Below are 20,519 nucleotides of genomic sequence, written 5' to 3'. Positions count from 1 at the left end.
TCACCGGAATGGGGATCTGATGGGTATCCCTCGGCGCCGTCCGGGGTTATAAAACGTCTGCAACGGCTGACGACCTCGCGGTGTCCCAGGGGTGTCGGTCTCTCCGACGACGGGCCGCCGGGAAAGCCGGCCGCCCTCTTTGCTCCCTTCCCGCGCAGGCGCATGTATCGTCTCTCCCTGCCAACCCTGCGGACGGCGCTTCTCGCGTGCAGCATGGCCGCCCTGTCGGGTTGCCTGACCGCGCCGTGGCGTGGACCGGTGAAAAACCCGGAACCCATTGCCGGCCAAACCGCCGGGATCGTCACCGGTGTCGACGTCGCGTCGGCCGCGCATTCCTCGCGGGCTTCTTCACGCGACAGCGCCACGGTGGACGAAGTGGTGCAGACGGCCGTGGCCGTGTTCGGTGACACCATGGCCGTGGCGCTGGCCGATCCGGTGGCCGCCGAACCCGAGTGGGACATCGATGTGCGCTCGTACGAAACGCACGATCGGGTGGCGCACTACGTGGGACTCTTCAGCACCACGGCCCGCGAACGTTTCACCGCCCGTCTGTCCAAAGGCACGCGGTACGAGCCCATGATCCGCGCCAAGTTGCGGGCCAGCGGCATGCCGGAGGATCTCACCTATCTCGCCCTCATCGAGAGCGGCTACGATCCCCATGCGTATTCCCGCGCCGCGGCCGTGGGCATGTGGCAGTTCATGAGCAGCACTGCGCGCGACATCGGTTTGCGGGTGGACTGGTGGATGGACGAACGTCGCGATCCGGCGCGGGCCACCGACGGGGCCATCAAGTTCCTCGGGTATCTGCAGAAGCAGTTCGGCTCGTTCTATCTCGCGGCGGCCGCATACAATGGCGGTCCGGGGCGGGTGGCGCGCGGGCTCACGCGATTCGCCGAGGAACTGGAAGGGTTCGAAGGGGAAGACCGCTTCTTTGCGTTGGCGGATCAGGACTATCTGCGGGCCGAGACCAAGAATTACGTCCCGCAACTCATCGCCGCGGCGCTGATCGCCAAGACGCCAGACCGGTACGGCATCGCGCTGGATTCGCTGCCGCTCTACCAGTACGACTCGGTGTTCGTGGCGCCCGGCACCAGTCTGGCGGCGGTGGCCCTGGCCAGTGGCGCGACCAGCGCCGAACTGCGCGATCTCAATCCGGCGTTGTTGCGCGGCATGGCGCCACCCGATGCGTCGGTGTGGGTACGCCTGCCCATGGGCATGGCCGACGTCACGCGCGCCACAATGGACACGCTGCCCGAGGTGCGCGGATTCTCATCCGTGAAGGTGGCCAGTGCCACCTCGGCCACGACGTTCGCCGGCAAACACGGCGTCACGGTGAAACAACTGCGCTGGTTCAACCCCACGCTGAAGGTGTCGTCGAAGGGACAGCTCACGGCGGGGCAGACGGTGCGGGTTCCGGACCGTGCGACCCTGGCGTATGCGATGGAGATCCCGGACCCGTCCATCGAACGGTACGGCACCGGGACCACCACTTCGCTGCAGTCGCGCGGTGTGCACGTGGTGCGGCGTGGGGAGACGCTGGGGGCGATCGCCCGCCGCTACGGCCTCACGACGGCGCGGTTGCAGGCCATGAACGGCATGCGCGGCACGAAGCTGATCGCCGGGCAGACTCTGCAGGTGCGGGGGGCCACGCCGGCGAAGACGTCGACCGCCACGGCGTCCGCGGCAAAGACGACAACGACCAAGGCTTCGGCGGCCAAAGCCTCGACCGCAAAATCCTCCCCGGCCAAGGCTCCCACAGCCAAAGCGGCCTCCGGCAAGGCCTCGCCCACCAAGGCTTCGGCGGCCAGAAAGACGTCGGCAAAAAAACCGGTCGCCAAAAAGAAGACGGCCTCCGCTTCCGCGAAGACCGTTTCCAAGTCTGCTGCCAAACCGGCCGCCAAATCCACTCCCAAATCCACCGCGAAGTCGAAGACGGCGCGCTGACCGGGCCGCGACGACGTCGGGGACGCCTGGTCAGTCGAGCGTGCCGCGTCCGCGATAGCCGCGCGTGATGATGCTCTCGTAGCCGTTGGCGGGGCTCATGCCCATGGCCAGGGCCGCATGCACGGCGGTGGGTCCACGATTGTAGACGAGCAGGGCGAGCTTGAGATCGCCCTTGTACTCACGAATGAGCGTCCGGAGATACCGGAAGCCGATCCGGAGATTGACGTCGGGATCGAGCAACTGCTCGCGGGTGACGCGGGGTTCGAACTCCCGCGCCGTGCCCAGCATGAGTTGTGTGAGGCCGACCGCGCCGACCGGACTGATGGCCCGGGGGTCGAACACACTTTCCACGCGCACCAGACGGAAGCCGAGTTCCGGTTCGATGCCGGCCACGATGGCGGCGTCGTAGATGCGCCGCGCGAGATCGGGTTTGATCCGGTACTTGGTGCTGTACGAGAAGATGTGGTGCCAGCGGCTCAGTGATTCCCGCTGTTCGCGTTCCCGCGGATCGGGGGCGAAGGCGAACACCTGCGGGTTGGGCGTCTGCTTGGCGCGCTTGAGCACTTCACCGGCGGGACGCCAGAGCGGCTGCACGTTGAGCGGCGCCACCCGCGGACCGGTCACCGGGATCTGCGGACCGTTGCCGGCCATCGCCGCTTCCGAGACCAGCACCCCGGGATGGGGAGCATCCGCGGGTGTCGGCTCCGGCTTGCCGTCCGGCCGCAGCATCACCGCTGCCGCCAGAACGATCATTCCTGCGGTTCCGACCCGGGAGAGGCGGCGACGGGCCGACCGACGGGACATCCGTCGACGACGAGCCACCGCTTCATCCCGGCTCGGTACAACATCTATGGGGTCGTGCATGGGCCCTCCTCTTCAACGGTCGCTACGGACTGTCGATGACATCTCCCGATGTGCCGCCGCGTTTTTCGCGCAGCACGATGTTCGAGATCATCATGGTCCGGTCGATCGCCTTGGCCATGTCGTAGATCGTCAAAAGAGCCACGGACACGGCGGTCAGCGCTTCCATCTCCACCCCGGTCTGGGCGGTGGTACGGACGGATCCCTCCACCACACAGCCGGGAAGAGATTCATCGAGACTAACCCGGACGTCGATCCCCGACAACGGGAGCGGGTGGCAGAGGGGGACGAGCTCAGCCGTTCTCTTGGCTGCCTGAATTCCGGCCAGTCGGGCCACCGGAATGACGTCGCCTTTTTTCAAGTCATTGTCCCGTATGGCTTTGAAAGTCTCCACTTGCATGGAGATCTGCCCGCGGGCGACGGCGGACCGTACGGAAATCGGTTTGTGACCTACGTCAACCATTTGGAAATTTCCGCTGCCATCCAGGTGCGAAAACTCGCGCGCGGTTTCCGAGCCGGTGTCTGAAACGGCGTCCGACATGAGGGATTTCAGGGGTTGAACGTGCGGTGCAGGGAGGCGAGCAGTGAGGCGCTGAGCAGCTGCGGACTCACGTTGCCCTGGGCTTTCGTCTTGGCTTCTTCCACGATCACGAGTGTCGATGCGGTGCGTCGTGCATCGATCTCATATCCGCTTTCCGTGAGCTGTCGCGTGCGTGCATGCAACAGCAACGTGAGTGCATCGAGCGTGTCGCTGAAGGAGCCGCGCGCACCGGCCACGCCCTGACGGGCCGCCGCCTTGATGCGATCGGCGGTGCCATCGGGTGACGTGGGCGCGAGCGCGGCTTCGAGCAGACGACGGGCCGATGCGAATGCCGCGCTCATGGAATCACCGGCCAGCAATTCACCGGGCGCCCCATTGGCGCGCGCCAGCAATTCCTCCCGCGGTGTCCGCGAGAATTTCCGTTCGACCACCGCATCGTCGAGAAAGGCCTGCATGTCCTGCGGGGTGAGCGGCGGTACCCGCACCGAGACCACCCGCGATTTGATGGTGGGCAGCAGCGCCCCCGGTTCGCTGGTGGTGAGCAGGAGCGTCGTGCCGGCGGGAGGTTCCTCGAGCAGTTTGAGGAAGGCGTTTGCTGCCTGATCGGCGCCCTCCTGACTCACCATCCGTTCGGCATCACCCACGACGAACACCTGACGCGCCGCCATGGCCGGACGCACCGCGGCCATGTGCACGAGCGCGCGCACGGTGGCCACGTACAGCCCTTCCGTGCCGGGCGTCGGTCCCCAGAGCCCCTCGGCTTCCATGCGCTCGGTGATGGCCTCCGCCAGATCGGCCTTCACATCGTCCGTCGAGGCGTCGCCGTCCTTGAGACGCGGGCGCGGAAAGAACCAGTGCAGGTCGGGGTGCATGGCCCGTTCCGCATACCGGCAGTGCTGACAACTGCCACACGGCTCCGGCAGGTGCTCGCGCATGGCCCGATCGCACAGCAGATACTGACCCAGCCACAACGCAAGCCGCTGCTTGCCCACGCCCCGACGTCCCTGCAGCAGCACACTGGCCGGCAAACGACCGTCGGCCGCCGCGGCCGTCAGGCGATGGCGCAGCGAGTGGTGACCATAGAGCGGGCGATGAGACATATCTTTCCAATCTAACCCGCCCTTGCCTCACCTCGGCCTGCCATCCTGCTCGCAGGCCCCGCCATCGCTCCGACCCGGCCGACCTCCGTGCGACTCTCCCGCTTCTTTTCCGGCGCGCTGCTCCTGCCGCTGCTGCTGTCCGCTGCGCCGTCCATCGGTGTTCAGCCGGCCGGTGCCCAGTCTGCCGGCGCTCAAACGACCGGCGCGCCCGTGCGTGCCCGCGCCATCGGTCTTGCTCCGGGCATCTTCACGCCCGGCCGGCACAACGCCATCACCGATGTCGCCGGGGTCAGAGTCGGACAAGTCACCATCAGTGATGGCGACTCGTTGCGGACCGGCGTGACGGCCATTGTGCCTCACGGCGGAGACCTGTTCCGCGAACGGGTGCCGGCCGCCCTGCACGTGGGCAACGGGTTCGGCAAGCTGCTGGGGGTCACGCAACTGCGCGAACTGGGCGAGATCGAGACGCCCATCGTGCTCACCTGCACGCTCTGCATCTGGCAGGCCGGCGACGCGCTGGCGCAGTGGATGCTCGCCCGGCCGGAGAACGCCTCGGTGCGATCGATCAATCCGGTGGTGGGCGAAACGAATGATGGCCAGCTCAACGCCACCCGATCGCGGCCGGGCATCGGCGCCGCCGTGAATCGGGCGCTGGCCATTGCCGACAGCGGACCGGTGACCGAGGGCAGTGTGGGCGCCGGCCACGGGACGGTGATGTTCGGCTGGAAGGGCGGTATCGGTACGTCGTCCCGCGTGTTGCCGGCCTCGCTGGGCGGGTATTCGGTGGGCATTCTCGTGCAGGGCAACTACGGCGGTGTGCTGCAGATGATGGGTGTTCCCATCGGTCAGCAACTCGGACGGTATGCCTTTCAGCGTGACGTGGCGCCGGCCGGCGCGCGGCGATCGCCGGGAGGAGCGGGTGGCCCTGGTGATGCCGGCGCCGAACATGGTGACGGCTCGTGCATGATCGTGATCGCCACCGACGCGCCGATCCTCTCCCGCAACCTCGAACGCCTGGCCGCGCGTGCCGTGATGGGACTCGCCCGCACCGGATCGAGTGCGTCGAATGGATCGGGCGACTATGTGCTGGCGTTCTCCACGTCGCCGCGTGTGCGACGGAGTCCCGATGCGGCGTTGAACACCAACGACGAACTGGGCAACGACCAGATGTCGGCGCTGTTTCAGGCCGTGACCGAAGCGACGGAGGAAGCGCTGTACAATGCGATGCTCATGGCGACTCCGGTGTCGAGTCGCGCATCCCGGGTGAATCCGTTGCCGGTGGACTCGGTGCGCATGCTGCTGCGGGCGAGGGGGATTCGGTAAGAGTTTCGGGTTGTGGGTTCACGGTGTGGGGGTGAACAACCGGGGTTCGGGTGACGGGTCCCGGGACGCGCGACCCGTTACTCATCACCCGGCTGTTTCACGCCACACCGTGAACCTCCAACCCACGACCGCGTCAGCCCAGGAGATCGGCCAGCACCGCCCCCGCCGTCGCCGGCCCTCCCGCGCCCGGTCCCTGAAACACGAGCGAACCGGCCGACTCGCTTTCGATCACCACGCGGTTGAAGGGGCCGTTCACGGCCGCCCACGGATCGTCGCCGCGCACGCGCGTTGGCAGGATGCGCGCCACGATGTCCTCGCCATCGCGTTCACAGGTGGCGACCAGCTTCACCCGGTCCCCTTCCAGCGCGACCTGCGCCGCCCACAGCGCAATCTCGGCGTCGATCCCGCGACGGGTCACCTTGAGGGAAGCCGGTTCCACGCCGAATGTCAGCCAGGCCAGCACCCGCAGTTTGTCTTCCACGTCCTGGCCGTTCAGATCGCGCGTGGGATCGGCCTCGGCATACCCCAGCTCCTGCGCCGTCGCGATGGCCGCGGCGAGCGTCCTGCCTTCGGCGACCTGGCCGAGCACGAAGTTGCTGGTGCCGTTGAGAATGCCGCTCACGCGCGTGATGCCGACACCCGCCGCGCCGGACCGCACGCAGCGTACGATGGGAATGGCGCCGCACACCGCGCCTTCGAAATCGAGACGGGTCGCATGTGCCTGTGCGAGTCGTTGCAGCGCTTCACCACGTGCACCCAGCAGAGCCTTGTTGGCGGTGACCACCCGGATGCCGCGCGCCAACGCCGACTCCACGAGCGTGCGTGCGACATCGGTGCCGCCGATGGCTTCCACCAGCACGTCGATATCGTCGCCGAGCAGGTGTGCGGGGTCGGTGATGCACGCGGTGGCCGACGTGATGCCTTCGCCGATGGCGCGGGTCAGCGCGGGGCGTTCGCGTGTGGCATCGCGCACGAGGATGCGCGCGACATGCACATCGGGGGCATCGGTGATCCGACTCGTGCCCTCCACGTGCCGGTTGCTCAGCAGTTCGAGCAGACTGCCGCCCACGTGTCCGCAGCCGGCCAGCGCCACCCGCAACGGACGTACGGCGGGGGGAGCCGACGGTGTGCCGTCCGGGCGTGCAACCCGCGGTGGGACAGACGGTGCAGCACCTCGCGTGACGCGTGGTGCCACACGGGATTGGACAGGGCGGTCGACATCATGTCTTGCCCCAAATGCGACAGCATGTGACACACCGTGTGTGGCACCATACGCGGCACCGAGCGTGACACGGGGCGCAATACGGTGGGTCACACGCGCCTCCGCCTCGAGCAGCGCCTTGCCGAGAATCTGCGAGACCCGCTCGACCTCAAGAAGAAACGCATCGTGGCCGTGCAGCGAAGGCAGGTCCACATACGTCGCACCGGTGGCCGCGGTCCATTCCCGCACACATTCGGCGGGGTAGAGCAGGTCACCGGGAATCCCGACGCCCGTGAGACGATCGGCGACCGGTTCGAGTGCCGCCGAGAGGCCGCCACGACCGCGTCCCACATCGTGCACGTCCATGGCATCGATGAGCGCCCCGTAGCTGGTGGCATCGAACCGGGCGACGAGGCGTTCGCCATGCACATCGAGCCACTCGTTCACCTTGAAGCCATCGTTGACGCTGCGCGCGCGTCCGAAGCGCCGTTCGAGACTCTCCGGTGTGCGATAGCTGAGCATGCCGATCATGCGGGCGAGTGCGAGGCCATCGTGCGTGCCCCCGATGGCGATCGCCCGGCGCATGAGCGCGTTCCAGGCGAGCCCCTGCGCCGTTTGTGCGGCGGGGGCGGCAAAGACCACCGCCCCGCGCACACGTTTGGGAAAGCTCGCGGCAAATTCGAGCGTCACCATGCCGCCCAGCGATCCACCGCAGATCAGCAGTGGTGTGTCCACGCCCAGCGTGTCGAGCAGACGCGCGAGCACGCGCGCCTGATCGCGCGTGGTGATCGGAGGCAGTGCATCCGGGTCCGCATTGCTCGGCCCCGTCGTGCCATCACATCCGCCCAGCAGACTGGCCGACAGCACCGCATGGCGCGTGAGATCGATGACGCATCCCTCGCCGATGACATCTTTCCACCACGTACTCGCGTCGGCCGTGCCCGTGAGTGCGTGGACCACCAGCACGACGTTGTCCGCCGTGGCGTCGATCGTGCCTTCGAGACGGAAGTGCACGTCGATGTGCTCCAGCCGCTCGCCGCTGTCGAGTGGCACATCGTACAACGTGATGCACTCGTCGGTGCACAGGGTGGCCGCGGGCGCGGGACTCATGCGGCGCTCTCGACCCGCTGCGGGTCGGCGGTCGGTGTGCGCGTGCTGTCGGGTGCCACGGCCAGGGTGAGTGCGCGATCGAGATCGGCGATCAGATCGTCGGCGTCTTCGAGCCCCACGGAAAGACGCACGAGGTCGGGCGTGACACCCGCCGCATGGCGTTCGGTGTCACTGAGCTGTTCGTGCGTGGTGGTCCACGGATGAATCACCAGACTCTTGGCGTCGCCGACATTGGCGAGCAGCGAGAAGAGTTTCGTTTCCCTGATGAACCGTCGTGCCGCGGCTTCGCCCCCGCGGACACCGAAGGTGAGCACACCGCCGAACCCGCCGGCGAGATACTTCGTGGCGTTGTGGTGCGTGGGGTGCGACGCGAGTCCGGGGTACTTCACCCAGGTCACCGCCGGATGTGCTTCGAGATACTGCGCCACGCGCAACGTGTTCGCGCTGTGCTGACGGATGCGCAGCGGCAGCGTTTCCAGCCCCTGCAGGAAGAGAAACGCGTTGAACGGTGAGAGCGCCGCGCCGATGTCACGCAGCAGCAGAACGCGGAGACGGATGGCATAGGCGATGTTCGCGCCATTCAGATTGCCGAACACATCGGAGAACACGAGGCCGTGGTACGCCGGCTCGGGTTCCTTGTAGAAATTGCGGAAGCGCGCGGTAGCACCCCAGTCGAAGTTGCCGCTGTCGACGATCACGCCGCCGATGCTGGTGCCATGTCCGCCGATCCACTTCGTGGCGCTGTGCACCACGATGTCCGCGCCATGCGCGATGGGGCGGGTGATCACCGGCGCGAACGTGTTGTCGACCACGAGCGGCAGATTGTACTGATGCGCGAGGATCGCGAGCGCTTCGAGATCGGGCACGTCGAGCGCCGGATTGCCCACGGTTTCCACGTAGATGGCGCGCGTCTGATCGTCGATGGCCGCGGCCACGGCTTTGTGATCGTGGATGTCCACGAACCTGGTGCGGATGCCGAGCCGCGGCAGTGTGTTCGACAGCAGCGACACCGTGCCGCCGTAGAGCGAGCGCGACGCCACGATGTTGTTGCCGGCTTCGGCGAGGTTCAGGATGGCCAGGGTCTGCGCCGACTGACCGCTGGCCGTGGCCACCGCCGCCACACCGCCTTCGAGCGCCGCGATGCGCTTTTCGAAGACGTCGGTGGTGGGGTTCATGATGCGCGTGTAGATGTTGCCGAAGGCGCGCAGGCCGAAGAGATCCGCCGCGTGTTCGGGGCTGTCGAACACGTAGGAACTCGTGGCGTAGATGGGCACGGCCCGGGAGCCGGTGGCGCTGTCCGGCGATTCCTGGCCGGCGTGCAGGGCCAGCGTGTCGATGGACAGCGGACGGGCGGTATCAGAAGCGGACATCGGGGCACTCTCCAGAAGCGGGTGAGTGCCGCCCAACAATACGAACGCGCCCGGACGGACAGGCCGCCGGGCGCTATCGCTGTTTAGCTCCTTGTTTTACGTGGCGGCAATCGGCGGCAAATCACCACGGACGGAGGTCGCTGCCCTGTGCGGCGACACGTCTTCCCTTCGGTTGTATCCTTCGATTGTGAACGACTGCTGCGGGCCGACCGCGGTACGACGGCCGCCAATACGACGGCTGAAACGACTGACGGCCCGCGCCGATTTCTCGTCGCAGGCCGTCAGGGCCTCGACTTAGACGGATGGACAGCGCCATCGGCGCTGAGTACGCGGCCCGTCAAATCGGGGAAATCGCCGCGCACAACCCAGTATCGGCATAGCCGGGAATTTTTTCAAGTGCCCTGTATCACGTTTTTGGCGCGTCGACCGCACACACGACCCGATAGGTGTCCCGGGCGATGAGCAGTTCCTCGTCGGTGGGAACCACCCAGGCCTCGAGCGGAGCGTCAGGCGTCGAAAAGCGCCCTTCGTGGCCACCCACCAACGCCTGGTTGGCCGCGGGATCGATGCGCAGCCCCGCCCATTCGAGTCCTTCGCAGATACGGGCCCGGATTTCCGGGGAGTTCTCCCCCACGCCGCCGGCAAACACCACCGCATCGGCGCCGCCCATGCCGGCCAGATAGGAACCCACGTACTTCCGGGCCCGGTAGCAGAACATCTCGATGGCCAGGCGTGCCCGGCGGTCGTGCAACTCGTTCGCCTCCGCCAGCAGATCCCGCATGTCGTTCGTGAGACCGGAGATGCCGAGCAGACCGGACTGGTTGTTGAGCATGGTCTCGACCTGCGGCAGCGACATGCCTTCCTTCGCGCCGATGTAGTCGAGCAGCGCCGCATCGATGTCGCCGGCGCGGGTGCCCATCACCAGGCCCTCCAGTGGCGTGAAGCCCATGCTGGTGTCGATCGACTCGCCGCCGAGGATGGCGCACGCGGAGCAGCCGTTGCCCAGATGCAGCGTCACGATGCGCACATCGGCCCGGGCCCGTCCGGTGAGCTTGCGGAAACGGTACGCGATCGATCGGTGCGACGTGCCGTGAAATCCGTACCGGCGCACCTTGTGCCGGCGGTACAGCGGATACGGAATGGCGTAGAGATACGCGTGTTCGGGCAACGTCTGATGGAAGGCCGTATCGAACACGGCCACCTGCGGCACGCCATCACCGAGCGCGGCGCGTGCGGCTTCGATGCCGCGCAGATTGTGCGGGTTGTGAAGCGGCGCGAGTTCGACATTCTCCTCGATGCCGCGCAGCACCGCCTCGTCCACCAGCACACTATTGCGGAACTGCTCGCCGCCATGGACGACACGATGACCCACCGCATGCAGATCCGCCCGGGCCGTGAGACCGGTGCCGCTGTCGGTGGAGGTGACGAATCCCACCAGCCAGTCCACCGCGGCCCGCAGATCGCGCAGGGCCGCCGTGCGTTTGCGGCTGCTGCCATCGGGCAGGCGCAACGTGATGACCGACTCACCGCCGATGCGTTCGATCTGACCGCGGATGAGTTTTTCGTCGTGATCGGTCGCGATGCGATCGGCATCGGTGACCACGACCTGGAACTTGAGCGTCGCCGAACCGGCGTTGAGGACCAGGACGTTCATGGGGATCGTCGCGCCGGTGTCAGGCTGGTGTGAGGCGGATGGGCCGGTGTCGGGCCGCGGTCAGAACGGCTTGTAGAGCACCATGTACACCGCCACGGCCGCGAGCAGCGGCAACAGCAGCAGGAACGGCTGGGCGAGGGCGGGCTTGCGATAGGGCAGCAGCGCCAGACCACTCAGCAGGATCCAGACGATGATCTTGACCCAGAGCCAGCCCGGGAAATTGGTGCCGTGCTGGAATCCCATGCGCGCGAGCATGCCGAAGCCGCCCACGAGAATGAGCAGCACGCCGATGCCGTGCACACTCGCCACCAGCGGCCGTGTGGTGCTCGTGGCTTTTGTGCCGCCGTTGGCCGCATGGACGGCCACGCCACCGATGGCGGTGAAGAGCAGCGCGATACCGACGATGTGCAGGATCTCGTAGAGCTGATGCGGAAACATGAATGCGGGATGGGAGTGAGAGACGATGCGTGTGTCGCGTGATGTGACGTGACGTCACGTGCGGCGCGTGTCGCGTAACGATCAGGACGTGATGTGCGCGAGCACGGGTTCGTGCACGTCGAAGCTGCCGGTCGTTCCGGGCGAGAGTCGGCGATAGCTCTCCAGCACACGTCCCAGGGCGTCCTGGGCGTCGGTGCCGATGGCGGAGAGATGACCCATCTTGCGACCGGCACGGGCGCCGGCCTTGCCGTACAGATGGAGACGCACGCCCTCCACGTCGAGCGCGTGTTCGATCTGCGGCGGCGTGTCCTGCAGCCACACGTCGCCCAGCAGGTTCACGATGGCCGATGGGGCATACACCTGCGGATCGCCGAGCGGCAGATCGCAGATCGCGCGCACGAGCTGTTCGAACTGACTGGTGGCCAGTCCACGCTCGCTGTGGTGATAGGTGTTGTGCGGGCGTGGGGCGAGTTCGTTCACCAGGAGTTGGTCGTCACGGGTGACGAAACACTCCACCGCCAGCAGACCCACGATACCCAACCGTTCGGCGATATCCCGGGCCAGTGTCTGCGCACGCTGCGTCATGCTGTCGGAGATGACGGCCGGCACCACGGCCCAGGTGAGGATGCCGCTGGTGTGGTGATTGCGCGATGGCGGGTACACCACCGTCTGACCGCTCGCCGATCGCGCCACGAGCACGGAGATCTCGTAGGCGATCTGCACGCGCTGTTCCACGAGACACTCCCGCTCACCCAGGGCGCTCCACGCGTCGGCCGCCTGATCGGGCTCGCTGAGACGCACCTGTCCACGTCCATCGTATCCCCCGTGCGTGGACTTGGCGATGCAGGCGCCATGCTGCCGCACCGCCTCGGCGATGTCGTGTGCCGACTGCGCGGCCACGAACGCGCCGAGTGGGAAACCCTGCGCCGACAGCCACTGTTTCTGCCGGATGCGGTCCTGGATGATGTAGACCGGTGCGCGTCCGGGATGCAGCGTGGTGCGCGCAGCCACCGCGTCGAGCACGTCGGGGTGGATCTGTTCGATCTCGAGCGTGACGACATCGCACTGCGACGCGAGCTCGACCGCGGCGTGCACATCGTCGAAGCGGGCCGTGATGGTGCGCGACGCGACTGGGCCCGTGGCGCAGGCCGCTTCGGGATCGAGCACCTGGATGTCGTAGCCCATCGAGCGCGCGGCGAGCGCGGTCATGCGACCGAGCTGACCGCCACCCAGAAATCCGATGGTCGCACCGGGCAGGATCGGCGTGCGCGGCGTGACGCTCACAGGGAGGTACTCACAGGAGAGACAGTCACGGGACGATGGCGTTGGGGGCGTTCAGCGGGCGGGCGAGCGCTTCGGCGGCTTTCACGCGCCGGCGGTTCAGGAGTTGCTCGCGCAGTGCCGGGTCGTGCGCGGCCAGCAACTGGGCCGCGTAGAGCGCGGCGTTGGTCGCGCCGGGTTTGCCGATGGCGAACGTGGCCACCGGAATGCCCCCCGGCATCTGCACGATGCTGAGCAGCGCGTCGAGCCCGTTGAGCGGGGTGGCCACCACGGGCACGCCGAGTACCGGCACCAGCGTCTTCGAGGCCAGCATGCCCGGCAGATGGGCGGCCCCGCCGGCACCGGCGATGATGGCCCGGAGTCCCCGTCCATGCGCCTGTTCGGCGTATTCGAAGAGCCAGTCGGGGGTCCGATGTGCCGACACGACCCGGGCTTCATAGGGCACGCCGAGTTCGGCAAGCACCTCGCAGGCCGGCGCGAGCGTGTCGTAGTCGCTCGCACTGCCCATCACCACGCCCACGAGGGGCGTGACGCCGGCAGGGAGCGGGCTGTCGGGTACGGCGGTCACAGAAGGCTCCGGGAGAAGGGACGGGTCCGTCAGCTCACAACTTACCGAGCCGGAAGGAGCCGTCCAAGGAGCGCGTCCTGGCGGGGGTGGGAATCGCCGGACGCCAGTGGAGGTGCCACCGCATGCGGTCTTCCGGCGACCAGCCGGCGATCTCGGCCTGCAGCGCTTCCCGCAGACGCGCAATCAGGCGCTGCAGGCGCTTCGTGAGTGCCGGTCTCTCGATCCCCAGCCACTGCGCCATATCCGCCGCAGGCATGCCCTCGGCGCGCTTCGCCAGCAGTTCCCGTTCCGGGAGCGTCAGGCTCGCGTCGATGCAGTGCGCCACCCGCGAATACAGAACACGCATGTCGTCGGCGATATCCACCGTGTCCTCGTCGACCGAGGGGCCGGCGACCAGGCGCCGGGTGTACGCCGAGATCGCGAGTATCGAGGTTTCGTCGCGCCGTTCCTCGCGGTCGGCCTCCTGCAGCCAGCGTCGCTCCCGCGCGCGGCGCCGGCGTTGCTGTCCATGACACCAGCGCGCCGCCTGGTGCACATAGGCAGCGAGATTCGATGGCAGTGGACGCGAAGGATCGAGCCACTGCTGGATCAGATCCGCCAACAGATCTTCGCAGCAGGTGCACTCCCCGTCGGGTGCCTGCTCCCGTCTGGACATCCTCCGCAACGACGGGAGAAAGCGCGTCGTGAGTTCGGACCAGGCCGACGCATCGCCGCGACGGAATCGCTCGATCAGTTCCCGGTCCTGCTGCTTGGTGTGCACCGCAGCGTCTGTCTTCTCGTCACGTGACTGCATTGGACGACTCCGATTGAACCAATGATCCATGTTCTGCACGGTGCCTTTGCTGATCGGCACCGCTCCGGGCCGGCCAGTACCGGTTGACTCACGATACATCACACGGCCCCATCAGCTTGTGGCCTGCGTCACACAATGTCCTGCCCAGGCAACTCCCTTCACGTGCACGCCGACGATCCCCGGCGCCGTCCGATCCGATAGGGTTGCGTCCTGTCATTCAGTGGAGGTTCTCATGCGATTGCGTTCCTGGCTCCCGATCCCGACCGCCCTGCTGGTCGGCGCGTCGCTGGTCCTGGCGAGTGGGGCGTCGCGTACACCTGCGCGTATGCACTCGCCTGGGCCTTCGCCGGTATTGCCTGAGGCCGTCGCGATGTCGCCGGTGTCGCCGGCCTTTCGTACGGCGTTCTTCTCCTGGCGCGCCGACAACTCCGTCACCGTCACGCCGACCACGAACACCATCAGCACCGGGTCGGTGACGGTCACGGTGATCTGGTGCGGGTATCCCACCGGGCCGACCACGTACATGGACATCGACTCGCGGGTGATCAAGGTCAACAACGTCGATGTCACCGGCGATTTTGATCTGCAGGCCAATCCCGCGGCCTGCGGCTTCACCGGATCGGTGGCCGACGAAGTGCTCTACACCTCCACCGGCACGGTCACCGTGAACAGCACGACCGGGCCCGTCACGGTGTACGCCGACGTGGGCAATGCGCTCAACTATCACTGGACCGACTACAGGACCTACTATCCGCTCGCCCCCCGGGCCGATGTGCAGGTGCGGGCCGACGCGCAATTCGCGCGCATCACCGGCAACGACACGGCGCGGTTCACCGTCACCAACGCGGGCAACGCCCCCGACACGATCAGTCTGGCCGTGGCCACGTGCACGGGCGTGGTGTCGAGTTGCACGGTCACGCCGTCGTCGACCATTCTGGCGTCGGGCGCAAGCGCCACCGCGAAGGTCGCGTTCAGTGCGTCGGGCAGCACCGGCCAGGCGGGCCTGGTGCGCCTGCGCGCCACGAATGCGGCGGCCACCGCGAAGGATTCGGCGTGGGCCGATCGCACGCTCGCCGCCACGCCGTCGGTAGGCGTCACGTTCGTGGGCGCGGCGCCGGGACGGACCGACAATGCGCTGCGCGACGCCTGTGTCACCGTGGCGCTCGTCGACGAGGCCGCGAGTGAATGCGGCGATCTCCGCCTCACACACGCGCTGCCCGGCGTCCGCACGATGGGCCAATGGCGTACGCCCACGTTGTTCTATGCGTCGCAGCACGCCAGGCCACGCCCCCTCGTGCTCGCCGATGTGCGCTTGTCCGCCGGCGTGGCGGTGCCGCCCAACGTGACCGCGTGCATCAAGGTGAGTGGCGCGAATCGCGGCTGCACCCAGTACAGCGGCAGCGCCTGGGGCGCGCCGGGCAACACGCGGCGGGTGGCCGTGCTGGCGGATACGGGCGGCTGGAGCACGGGCATCACCGACGTCACGCTCGAGGTGAGTGCCAGCAATGGCAATCAGGGCCCCTACACGGCCAGTGGGCAGGTGTTCGTGGTGGATCGTCGCAGCTCGCCCTTCGGGGCGGGCTGGTGGCTGGCCGGCCTCGAACAGTTGCAGGTGGTGTCGTCGACGGTCCTCGTGTGGATCGGCGGCGATGGCAGCCTGCGCAAGTACGTGAAGAGCGGCAGCGTGTGGCATCCCACGGCGTTTGGCGTCAAGGATTCCATCCTCGCCAACGGCACCGGGTACGTGCGGGTCACCGCGGCCAGCGCGCGCGTGTTTTTCAACAGCACGGGCCAGCACGACTCCACCGTGAATGTGCGCCAGCACGTGACGCGGTTCACGTGGGCCAGCGGCGCGCTCACGCGCATCCAGTTCCCGACGGTGAGCGGCACGGTGGAAGACACGCTCTTCTACAGCAGCGGCCGACTCGACTCGGCGCGCGCACCCAATGGCCGGACGCTGCGCGTGTTCCGCTCGGGCGTGCGGATCGACTCGCTGCGCGATCCCGACAACAGTGTGGTGCGCTTCGCGAGTGGCAGTGGCCTGTTGACCAACGTCGTCACCACCCGCACCGATCGCCTGGGGAACGGCACGACGTTCAGTTATGATGCCGGGAACCGCCTCACGCAGGCCGCGCGCCCGGTGAGCAGCACGATTGGGCTGACGCCGGCTGAGACACGCGGCCTCTCCACGCCCGTGCCGGTGGACTCGGCGTATGCGGTAATCGACGGCCCGCGCAGTGACGTAGACGATCTCACGCGGTACTGGGTGAATGGCTATGGCGCGCCCACGCGGGTGCGCGCCGCCGATGGACAGGAAACGTTCCTGCGCTATCACGGCACGTTCGTCGGGTTGGTGGACAGCACGATGGGCGCCGAGCGGCTCGTGTCGGTCGCGCACTACACCACGCGCGGGCTCCCGGACACGGTGCGGACGATCCAGCCGTTTGGCAGCGGCAACGATGCGCGCACGACCTATCTGTGGCACGCCACAACGAATCAGCTCACCAGTCGGCGCACGCTCACGAGCGGCGCCAAGACACTGGTGGATACGCTGGCCTACAACAGTGATTCCACGCTGCAGTGGACGCAGGTGGGCCCGGACAGTGCGCGGCGCGTGCGGTACACCTACACGGCGCAACGCCTGCCGGCCACGCTCGTGCTCAAAGGGGCCGGTGGCACCGAGACCAGCACGTTTGCGTACAGCACCGCCGGCAATCTGCGCAAGTCGGTGACGCCACTCGGCTACTTGTCGCTGCAATTCCAGGACGAGGTGGGGCGGGACACGCTCGTCTTCACGCCGCGCGGCACGGGCACCGGCGCCACCGATTCCGCCACGCTGCGCACGGCCGGCGTGCGCCAACACACCTGGTACGACCGGCAGCATCGCGACACGCTGACCCGGACCATCGGCCCGCGCGTCACGCTGCCCAACAGCCGCGTCGTGATCGCCGATACCGTGCAGGTACGCACCACGTTTGACGCAGAGGGCCAGCGCCTCACGGTCACGCGGGAGTTCACGGCACACGCGGACACGACGGGCGGCGGCCTCTATTCGTCGAACCCCACCGAGTGGGACTACGACGCGCTGGGCCGCGTCACGCGGTACAAGGAAGCCAGCGTGCCCGGTTCGGGCGGCAGCAACGGAACGCGGTTCGTGCTCGATGCGGCCGGCAATGCCACGCAGACCATCACCCCGCGCAACGACACCCTCCGCGCCACGTACGACGCCTTGGGCCGCGTGGTGCGGCGTATTGTGCCGCAGACCACGTTCAGCAGCCCGCTGTGCCATTACCCCGTGAGCGGCTCGTGTCTCTACGGCATGCCCGACGTGGAAGGCCCGTCGCAGTGCATCGCGGTGGACACGGCGCGGTTTGCGTACACCGAGGCGGGGCTTCTCCGCCGCGCCGAGAACAATTGGGCGAAGGTGCGCCGCACCTACTATCCGAACGGGCAGGTCGCGTACGACACGCTGCTGGTGCGGCGCTACGAGACCGACGCGCCGGCCTCGTGCGGCGGCTCGGACCGGCACGCGGCGGGCGAGAGTGCGGTGGTGAGTGACTGGAGCAGCCACACGTATGCGCTGCGGTATGAGTACGATCTCGCCGGCCGGCGCACCGTGTTGCATCATCCCGACCAGCTCGATCCCTGCACGGGGCGCTGCGCGCAGACGTACGCCTATCATGACCAGTCGGGCACACTGGACACGCTGGTCCATCCCAGCACGACGGGCGGCACGCTCACCACGCGCTTCACGTACGATGGCCAGGGCCGCTGGATCACGCGGTCGAGCCCGGGCAGCGTGTCGGCCACGCGCACGTTCGACGCCGACGGGCGCGTCGACACGCGCGGCGGCCCGCTCACGAACGATGCGCTCTCGTACGACGCCGCAAACCTGCTCACGGGCGGCAGCACGACCGTGCCGGCCACGGCAGCCTCCCTGAGCCCGGTGTTCGCCTACAGCGGCCTGGGCGCGCTGCAATATGCCAGCGGCCTCACGCCGGCCCTCACGTCGGAAGAGTTCAAGACGGACGCCCTGGGCAATCGCGTGTGGATCCGGGACGATCAGGCCATCGACAATGTGGACCGCACCCGGTACCAGGGCGTCGATGCCCAGACGGGGCAACTGGTGACGAGCACGCTGGGCACGAGCCCGTGTGGGGCGCCGGGGCTGGTGCAACGCTCCTGTCATCCAACATGGTACGTGTACGAGTTGGAGCAGGAACACGATGCCGCCGGGAACCAGATCGCGAACTGGGGCCGGGACACGCGGGGCTACAGCGTCGGCACGGCGCAGGTGGTGCCGAGCGAGACGCGGAGTTTCTACGACGCCGCGCAGCAATTGACCTACTTCAACCGGCACGTCGGCCCGCTGGCGAACAGCGAAGGCCAGGGGGTGTTCGAGGAGTACCGCTACGACGCACTGGGCCGGCGGGTGTTCGTACGGAGCCGGCGGCCGAGCACCTGTAGCAGCCCGTGCGAAGCGTACGTGCAACGCACGGTGTGGGATGGCGACCAGGTGTTGTACGAGATCCGGAGCTCGGGCGGCACGGGCGTGAACCCGGTGAACATGGAACTCGAAGGCGGCGCGCAGACCGGCGAGACCGTGGAGCTGTACGGCATCGTGGTGTACGCGCATGCGCAGGGCCTCGACGAGCCCGTGGGCGTGCTCAAGCGCTATGCCACGAGCGTGGGGGCGGGCAGCACGGCGGCCTACGTGACCCCCTACGCGAGCTATCAGGGCGCGTGGAGCTATGGCACGAATGCGAGTGGCACGACGTGTGTCGCGGCCGGCGCCGCGTGCCCCGCCTGGCCGGGCTATGTCGCCACGGTGGACGGGCGCGCCCCCGGCGCGGACGTGTCGACGGTGGCCGTGTGGTGGGGCGATCTGCTGCGCGGGCCCACGACAACCGGCGGGCCACAGTACCTGCGGAACCGGTACTACGACGCGACGACCGGGCAGTTCACGCAGGCGGATCCGATCGGGCTGGCGGGCGGGCTCAACCTGTACGGGTTTGGCAGTGGGGATCCGGTCAACTATCGGGATCCGATGGGGTTGTGTCCGGTGCCATCATTGTGTCTCGCAGCAGCAGGAGCGATCCTGGGTGGTGGTGGGCGCGTGCTGCTCAATCTCACCATCGACCGTCCGTGGAAGGAGGGGGTACTCGAGACCGCTGTTGGCGGTGCGCTTATAGGTGCTTCGTTCGGGCTCGCTGCGCCGGAAGCGGCCAGTGCGTTGTTTTCTCGCGCCGCAGGAAGTGCCGTGAGTGTTGCAACCGCTTCGGCAGGCACGACTGCGGGAGCGCTCAGACTTCCAGATGCCAACAAACTCCATCATGTATTCGCTTTCCCGAAACACAAATGGGCACTCACGGGGCTCAGTCGACAGGGAAACTTGCAGTTGATCAACGAAGTCGCGGGAGACGTTGGTAATCTGGTCTCTTCTGTTCCACGAAACGGAGGTCAGGTGTTGCGGTACCAGGCTGTTGTGAACGGCCATACAATCGGCGTAAAGGTCTTCGAGATGTCCGGTGCCCGGGAACTCTCCAACGCGTGGGTTGTCAAGTGATGCGTACGTCGAACGATTCTGACGAAAAAGCCATCGAGCAGTTGATCGAGGCCGAGCAGTTTGAGAAGGCGGAGACGCTGTGCGAACGCAGGATCGCCGAAGCTGCGATGGAGGAACAGCGTTGGCGCCGACAACTTGGCTTCGTCTGCTTTCTAGATGAGCAGAACGATGACGCGTACTATAGTCGCGCTCCCCGAATCTTTCGGGAACTGGTCAGCCAAGCCCCTGAGAGCGCGGATGCACACTTCTGGCACGGCTACCTGCAGAACATTATCGAATCAGATACCCGCGCTGCTCGCAAGTCACTACGTGAGGCAATTCGCCTCGACCCTACACTTCCGTACTCGCACCTCGTGCTGGCCGGCCTCGACGATGAAACCGATCCTGCCAGTGAGCTCGAAACGGTACTGCGCGTACAACCTGGCAACTTGCGTGCGTGGGAGCAGCTCGCCGAAGTGCGGCTACGCGCTGGCGACCGACGCGGGGGGCGACACGCGCTCCAGGAACTCATCAATGCTACGCCATATATCGAGACGGCCTATGGCATCATGAACACGTACATGAACGCCGTGCTGGTCGGATCGGCTCACGCAGAACGGATGAAGCGAGACGCGCAGGATCAGTTGGACTCGATGTAAACGATTCTGCCCTCATGCAGGATCGAGAAAGTATTTGTCGGAAGTGAACTGTCCTAGGGTTCATGGAACCTCCATTTCGTGAGAGACTGGGGGCATGGGGAAAGACGAGCTCGCACATCCTGCGTTCCGCA

At 67.0% G+C, this 20,519-nt stretch carries 14 protein-coding genes and 1 riboswitch; of the genes, 4 read left to right on the top strand and 10 right to left on the bottom strand.

The genetic code is table 11. The features are described 5' to 3' along the window. The first annotated feature begins 162 nt into the window (after positions 1–162). Complete coding sequence (locus WG208_RS16055) at positions 163–1,944, top strand: transglycosylase SLT domain-containing protein (protein WP_337172391.1); 1,782 nt, start codon at positions 163–165, stop codon at positions 1,942–1,944. A 30-nt stretch (positions 1,945–1,974) separates the two neighbouring features. Here WG208_RS16055 and WG208_RS16050 read toward each other — a convergent pair whose 3' ends face one another. The 3 genes from WG208_RS16050 to WG208_RS16040 form a co-directional block, all read right to left on the bottom strand. Further along, positions 1,975–2,697 (bottom strand): transglycosylase SLT domain-containing protein, encoded by a 723-nt coding sequence (locus tag WG208_RS16050; protein ID WP_337172390.1) that lies wholly within the window; start codon positions 2,695–2,697, stop codon positions 1,975–1,977. Between the two features lie 133 nt (positions 2,698–2,830). Continuing rightward, positions 2,831–3,346 carry a cyclic pyranopterin monophosphate synthase MoaC gene (gene moaC, locus WG208_RS16045; RefSeq protein ID WP_337172389.1) on the bottom strand — a complete coding sequence of 172 codons (516 nt, stop codon included), beginning with the start codon at positions 3,344–3,346 and terminating at the stop codon, positions 2,831–2,833. 8 nt (positions 3,347–3,354) lie between these two features. Continuing rightward, on the bottom strand, positions 3,355–4,446 hold the full coding sequence (locus WG208_RS16040; protein WP_337172388.1) for a hypothetical protein: 1,092 nt from the start codon (positions 4,444–4,446) through the stop codon (positions 3,355–3,357). Positions 4,447–4,599: 153 nt separating this feature from the next. On the opposite strand from WG208_RS16040, the gene WG208_RS16035 reads away from it, so the two are divergent. Further along, the gene (locus tag WG208_RS16035; RefSeq protein WP_345787015.1) at positions 4,600–5,769 is read left to right on the top strand and encodes a P1 family peptidase; all 1,170 of its coding nucleotides are present in this window, start codon (positions 4,600–4,602) and stop codon (positions 5,767–5,769) included. Positions 5,770–5,902: 133 nt separating this feature from the next. On the opposite strand, the gene WG208_RS16030 is transcribed toward WG208_RS16035, so the two are convergent. The 7 genes from WG208_RS16030 to WG208_RS16000 form a co-directional block, all read right to left on the bottom strand. After that, the gene (locus tag WG208_RS16030) at positions 5,903–8,080 is read right to left on the bottom strand and encodes a homoserine dehydrogenase (protein ID WP_337172386.1); all 2,178 of its coding nucleotides are present in this window, start codon (positions 8,078–8,080) and stop codon (positions 5,903–5,905) included. Next, positions 8,077–9,450: an O-acetylhomoserine aminocarboxypropyltransferase/cysteine synthase family protein gene (locus tag WG208_RS16025; protein ID WP_337172385.1), complete on the bottom strand. Its 1,374-nt coding sequence runs from the start codon at positions 9,448–9,450 to the stop codon at positions 8,077–8,079. Before WG208_RS16025 ends, WG208_RS16030 begins: the two co-directional genes overlap by 4 nt. Before the next feature lie 62 nt (positions 9,451–9,512). Next, positions 9,513–9,588, bottom strand: a riboswitch (SAM riboswitch). A 268-nt stretch (positions 9,589–9,856) separates the two neighbouring features. Next, entirely contained in the window at positions 9,857–11,104 is a 1,248-nt protein-coding gene (locus WG208_RS16020; protein WP_337172384.1) for an acetate kinase, read from the bottom strand. A 60-nt stretch (positions 11,105–11,164) separates the two neighbouring features. Continuing rightward, positions 11,165–11,542, bottom strand: coding sequence for a hypothetical protein (locus WG208_RS16015; RefSeq protein WP_337172383.1), 378 nt, complete (start codon positions 11,540–11,542; stop codon positions 11,165–11,167). A gap of 81 nt (positions 11,543–11,623) precedes the next feature. Beyond that, positions 11,624–12,826, bottom strand: a complete 1,203-nt coding sequence (gene purK / locus WG208_RS16010; protein WP_337172382.1) for a 5-(carboxyamino)imidazole ribonucleotide synthase — start codon at positions 12,824–12,826, stop codon at positions 11,624–11,626. A 25-nt stretch (positions 12,827–12,851) separates the two neighbouring features. Further along, positions 12,852–13,331, bottom strand: coding sequence for a 5-(carboxyamino)imidazole ribonucleotide mutase (gene purE, locus WG208_RS16005; protein WP_345787014.1), 480 nt, complete (start codon positions 13,329–13,331; stop codon positions 12,852–12,854). A 94-nt stretch (positions 13,332–13,425) separates the two neighbouring features. Beyond that, the gene (locus WG208_RS16000) at positions 13,426–14,184 is read right to left on the bottom strand and encodes a hypothetical protein (RefSeq protein WP_337172380.1); all 759 of its coding nucleotides are present in this window, start codon (positions 14,182–14,184) and stop codon (positions 13,426–13,428) included. Between the two features lie 232 nt (positions 14,185–14,416). On the opposite strand from WG208_RS16000, the gene WG208_RS15995 reads away from it, so the two are divergent. Continuing rightward, entirely contained in the window at positions 14,417–19,750 is a 5,334-nt protein-coding gene (locus WG208_RS15995) for an RHS repeat-associated core domain-containing protein (protein ID WP_337172379.1), read from the top strand. Then, positions 19,750–20,388 carry a hypothetical protein gene (locus WG208_RS15990; RefSeq protein ID WP_337172378.1) on the top strand — a complete coding sequence of 213 codons (639 nt, stop codon included), beginning with the start codon at positions 19,750–19,752 and terminating at the stop codon, positions 20,386–20,388. The genes WG208_RS15995 and WG208_RS15990 overlap by 1 nt, the downstream gene beginning before the upstream one ends. Positions 20,389–20,519 lie beyond the last annotated feature (131 nt).

Source organism: Gemmatimonas aurantiaca (assembly GCF_037190085.1).
Classification (GTDB): domain Bacteria; phylum Gemmatimonadota; class Gemmatimonadetes; order Gemmatimonadales; family Gemmatimonadaceae; genus Gemmatimonas; species Gemmatimonas aurantiaca_A.
The sequence above is the reverse complement of the archived record's forward strand: the minus strand, read 5'-3'. Positions and strand labels throughout refer to the sequence as shown.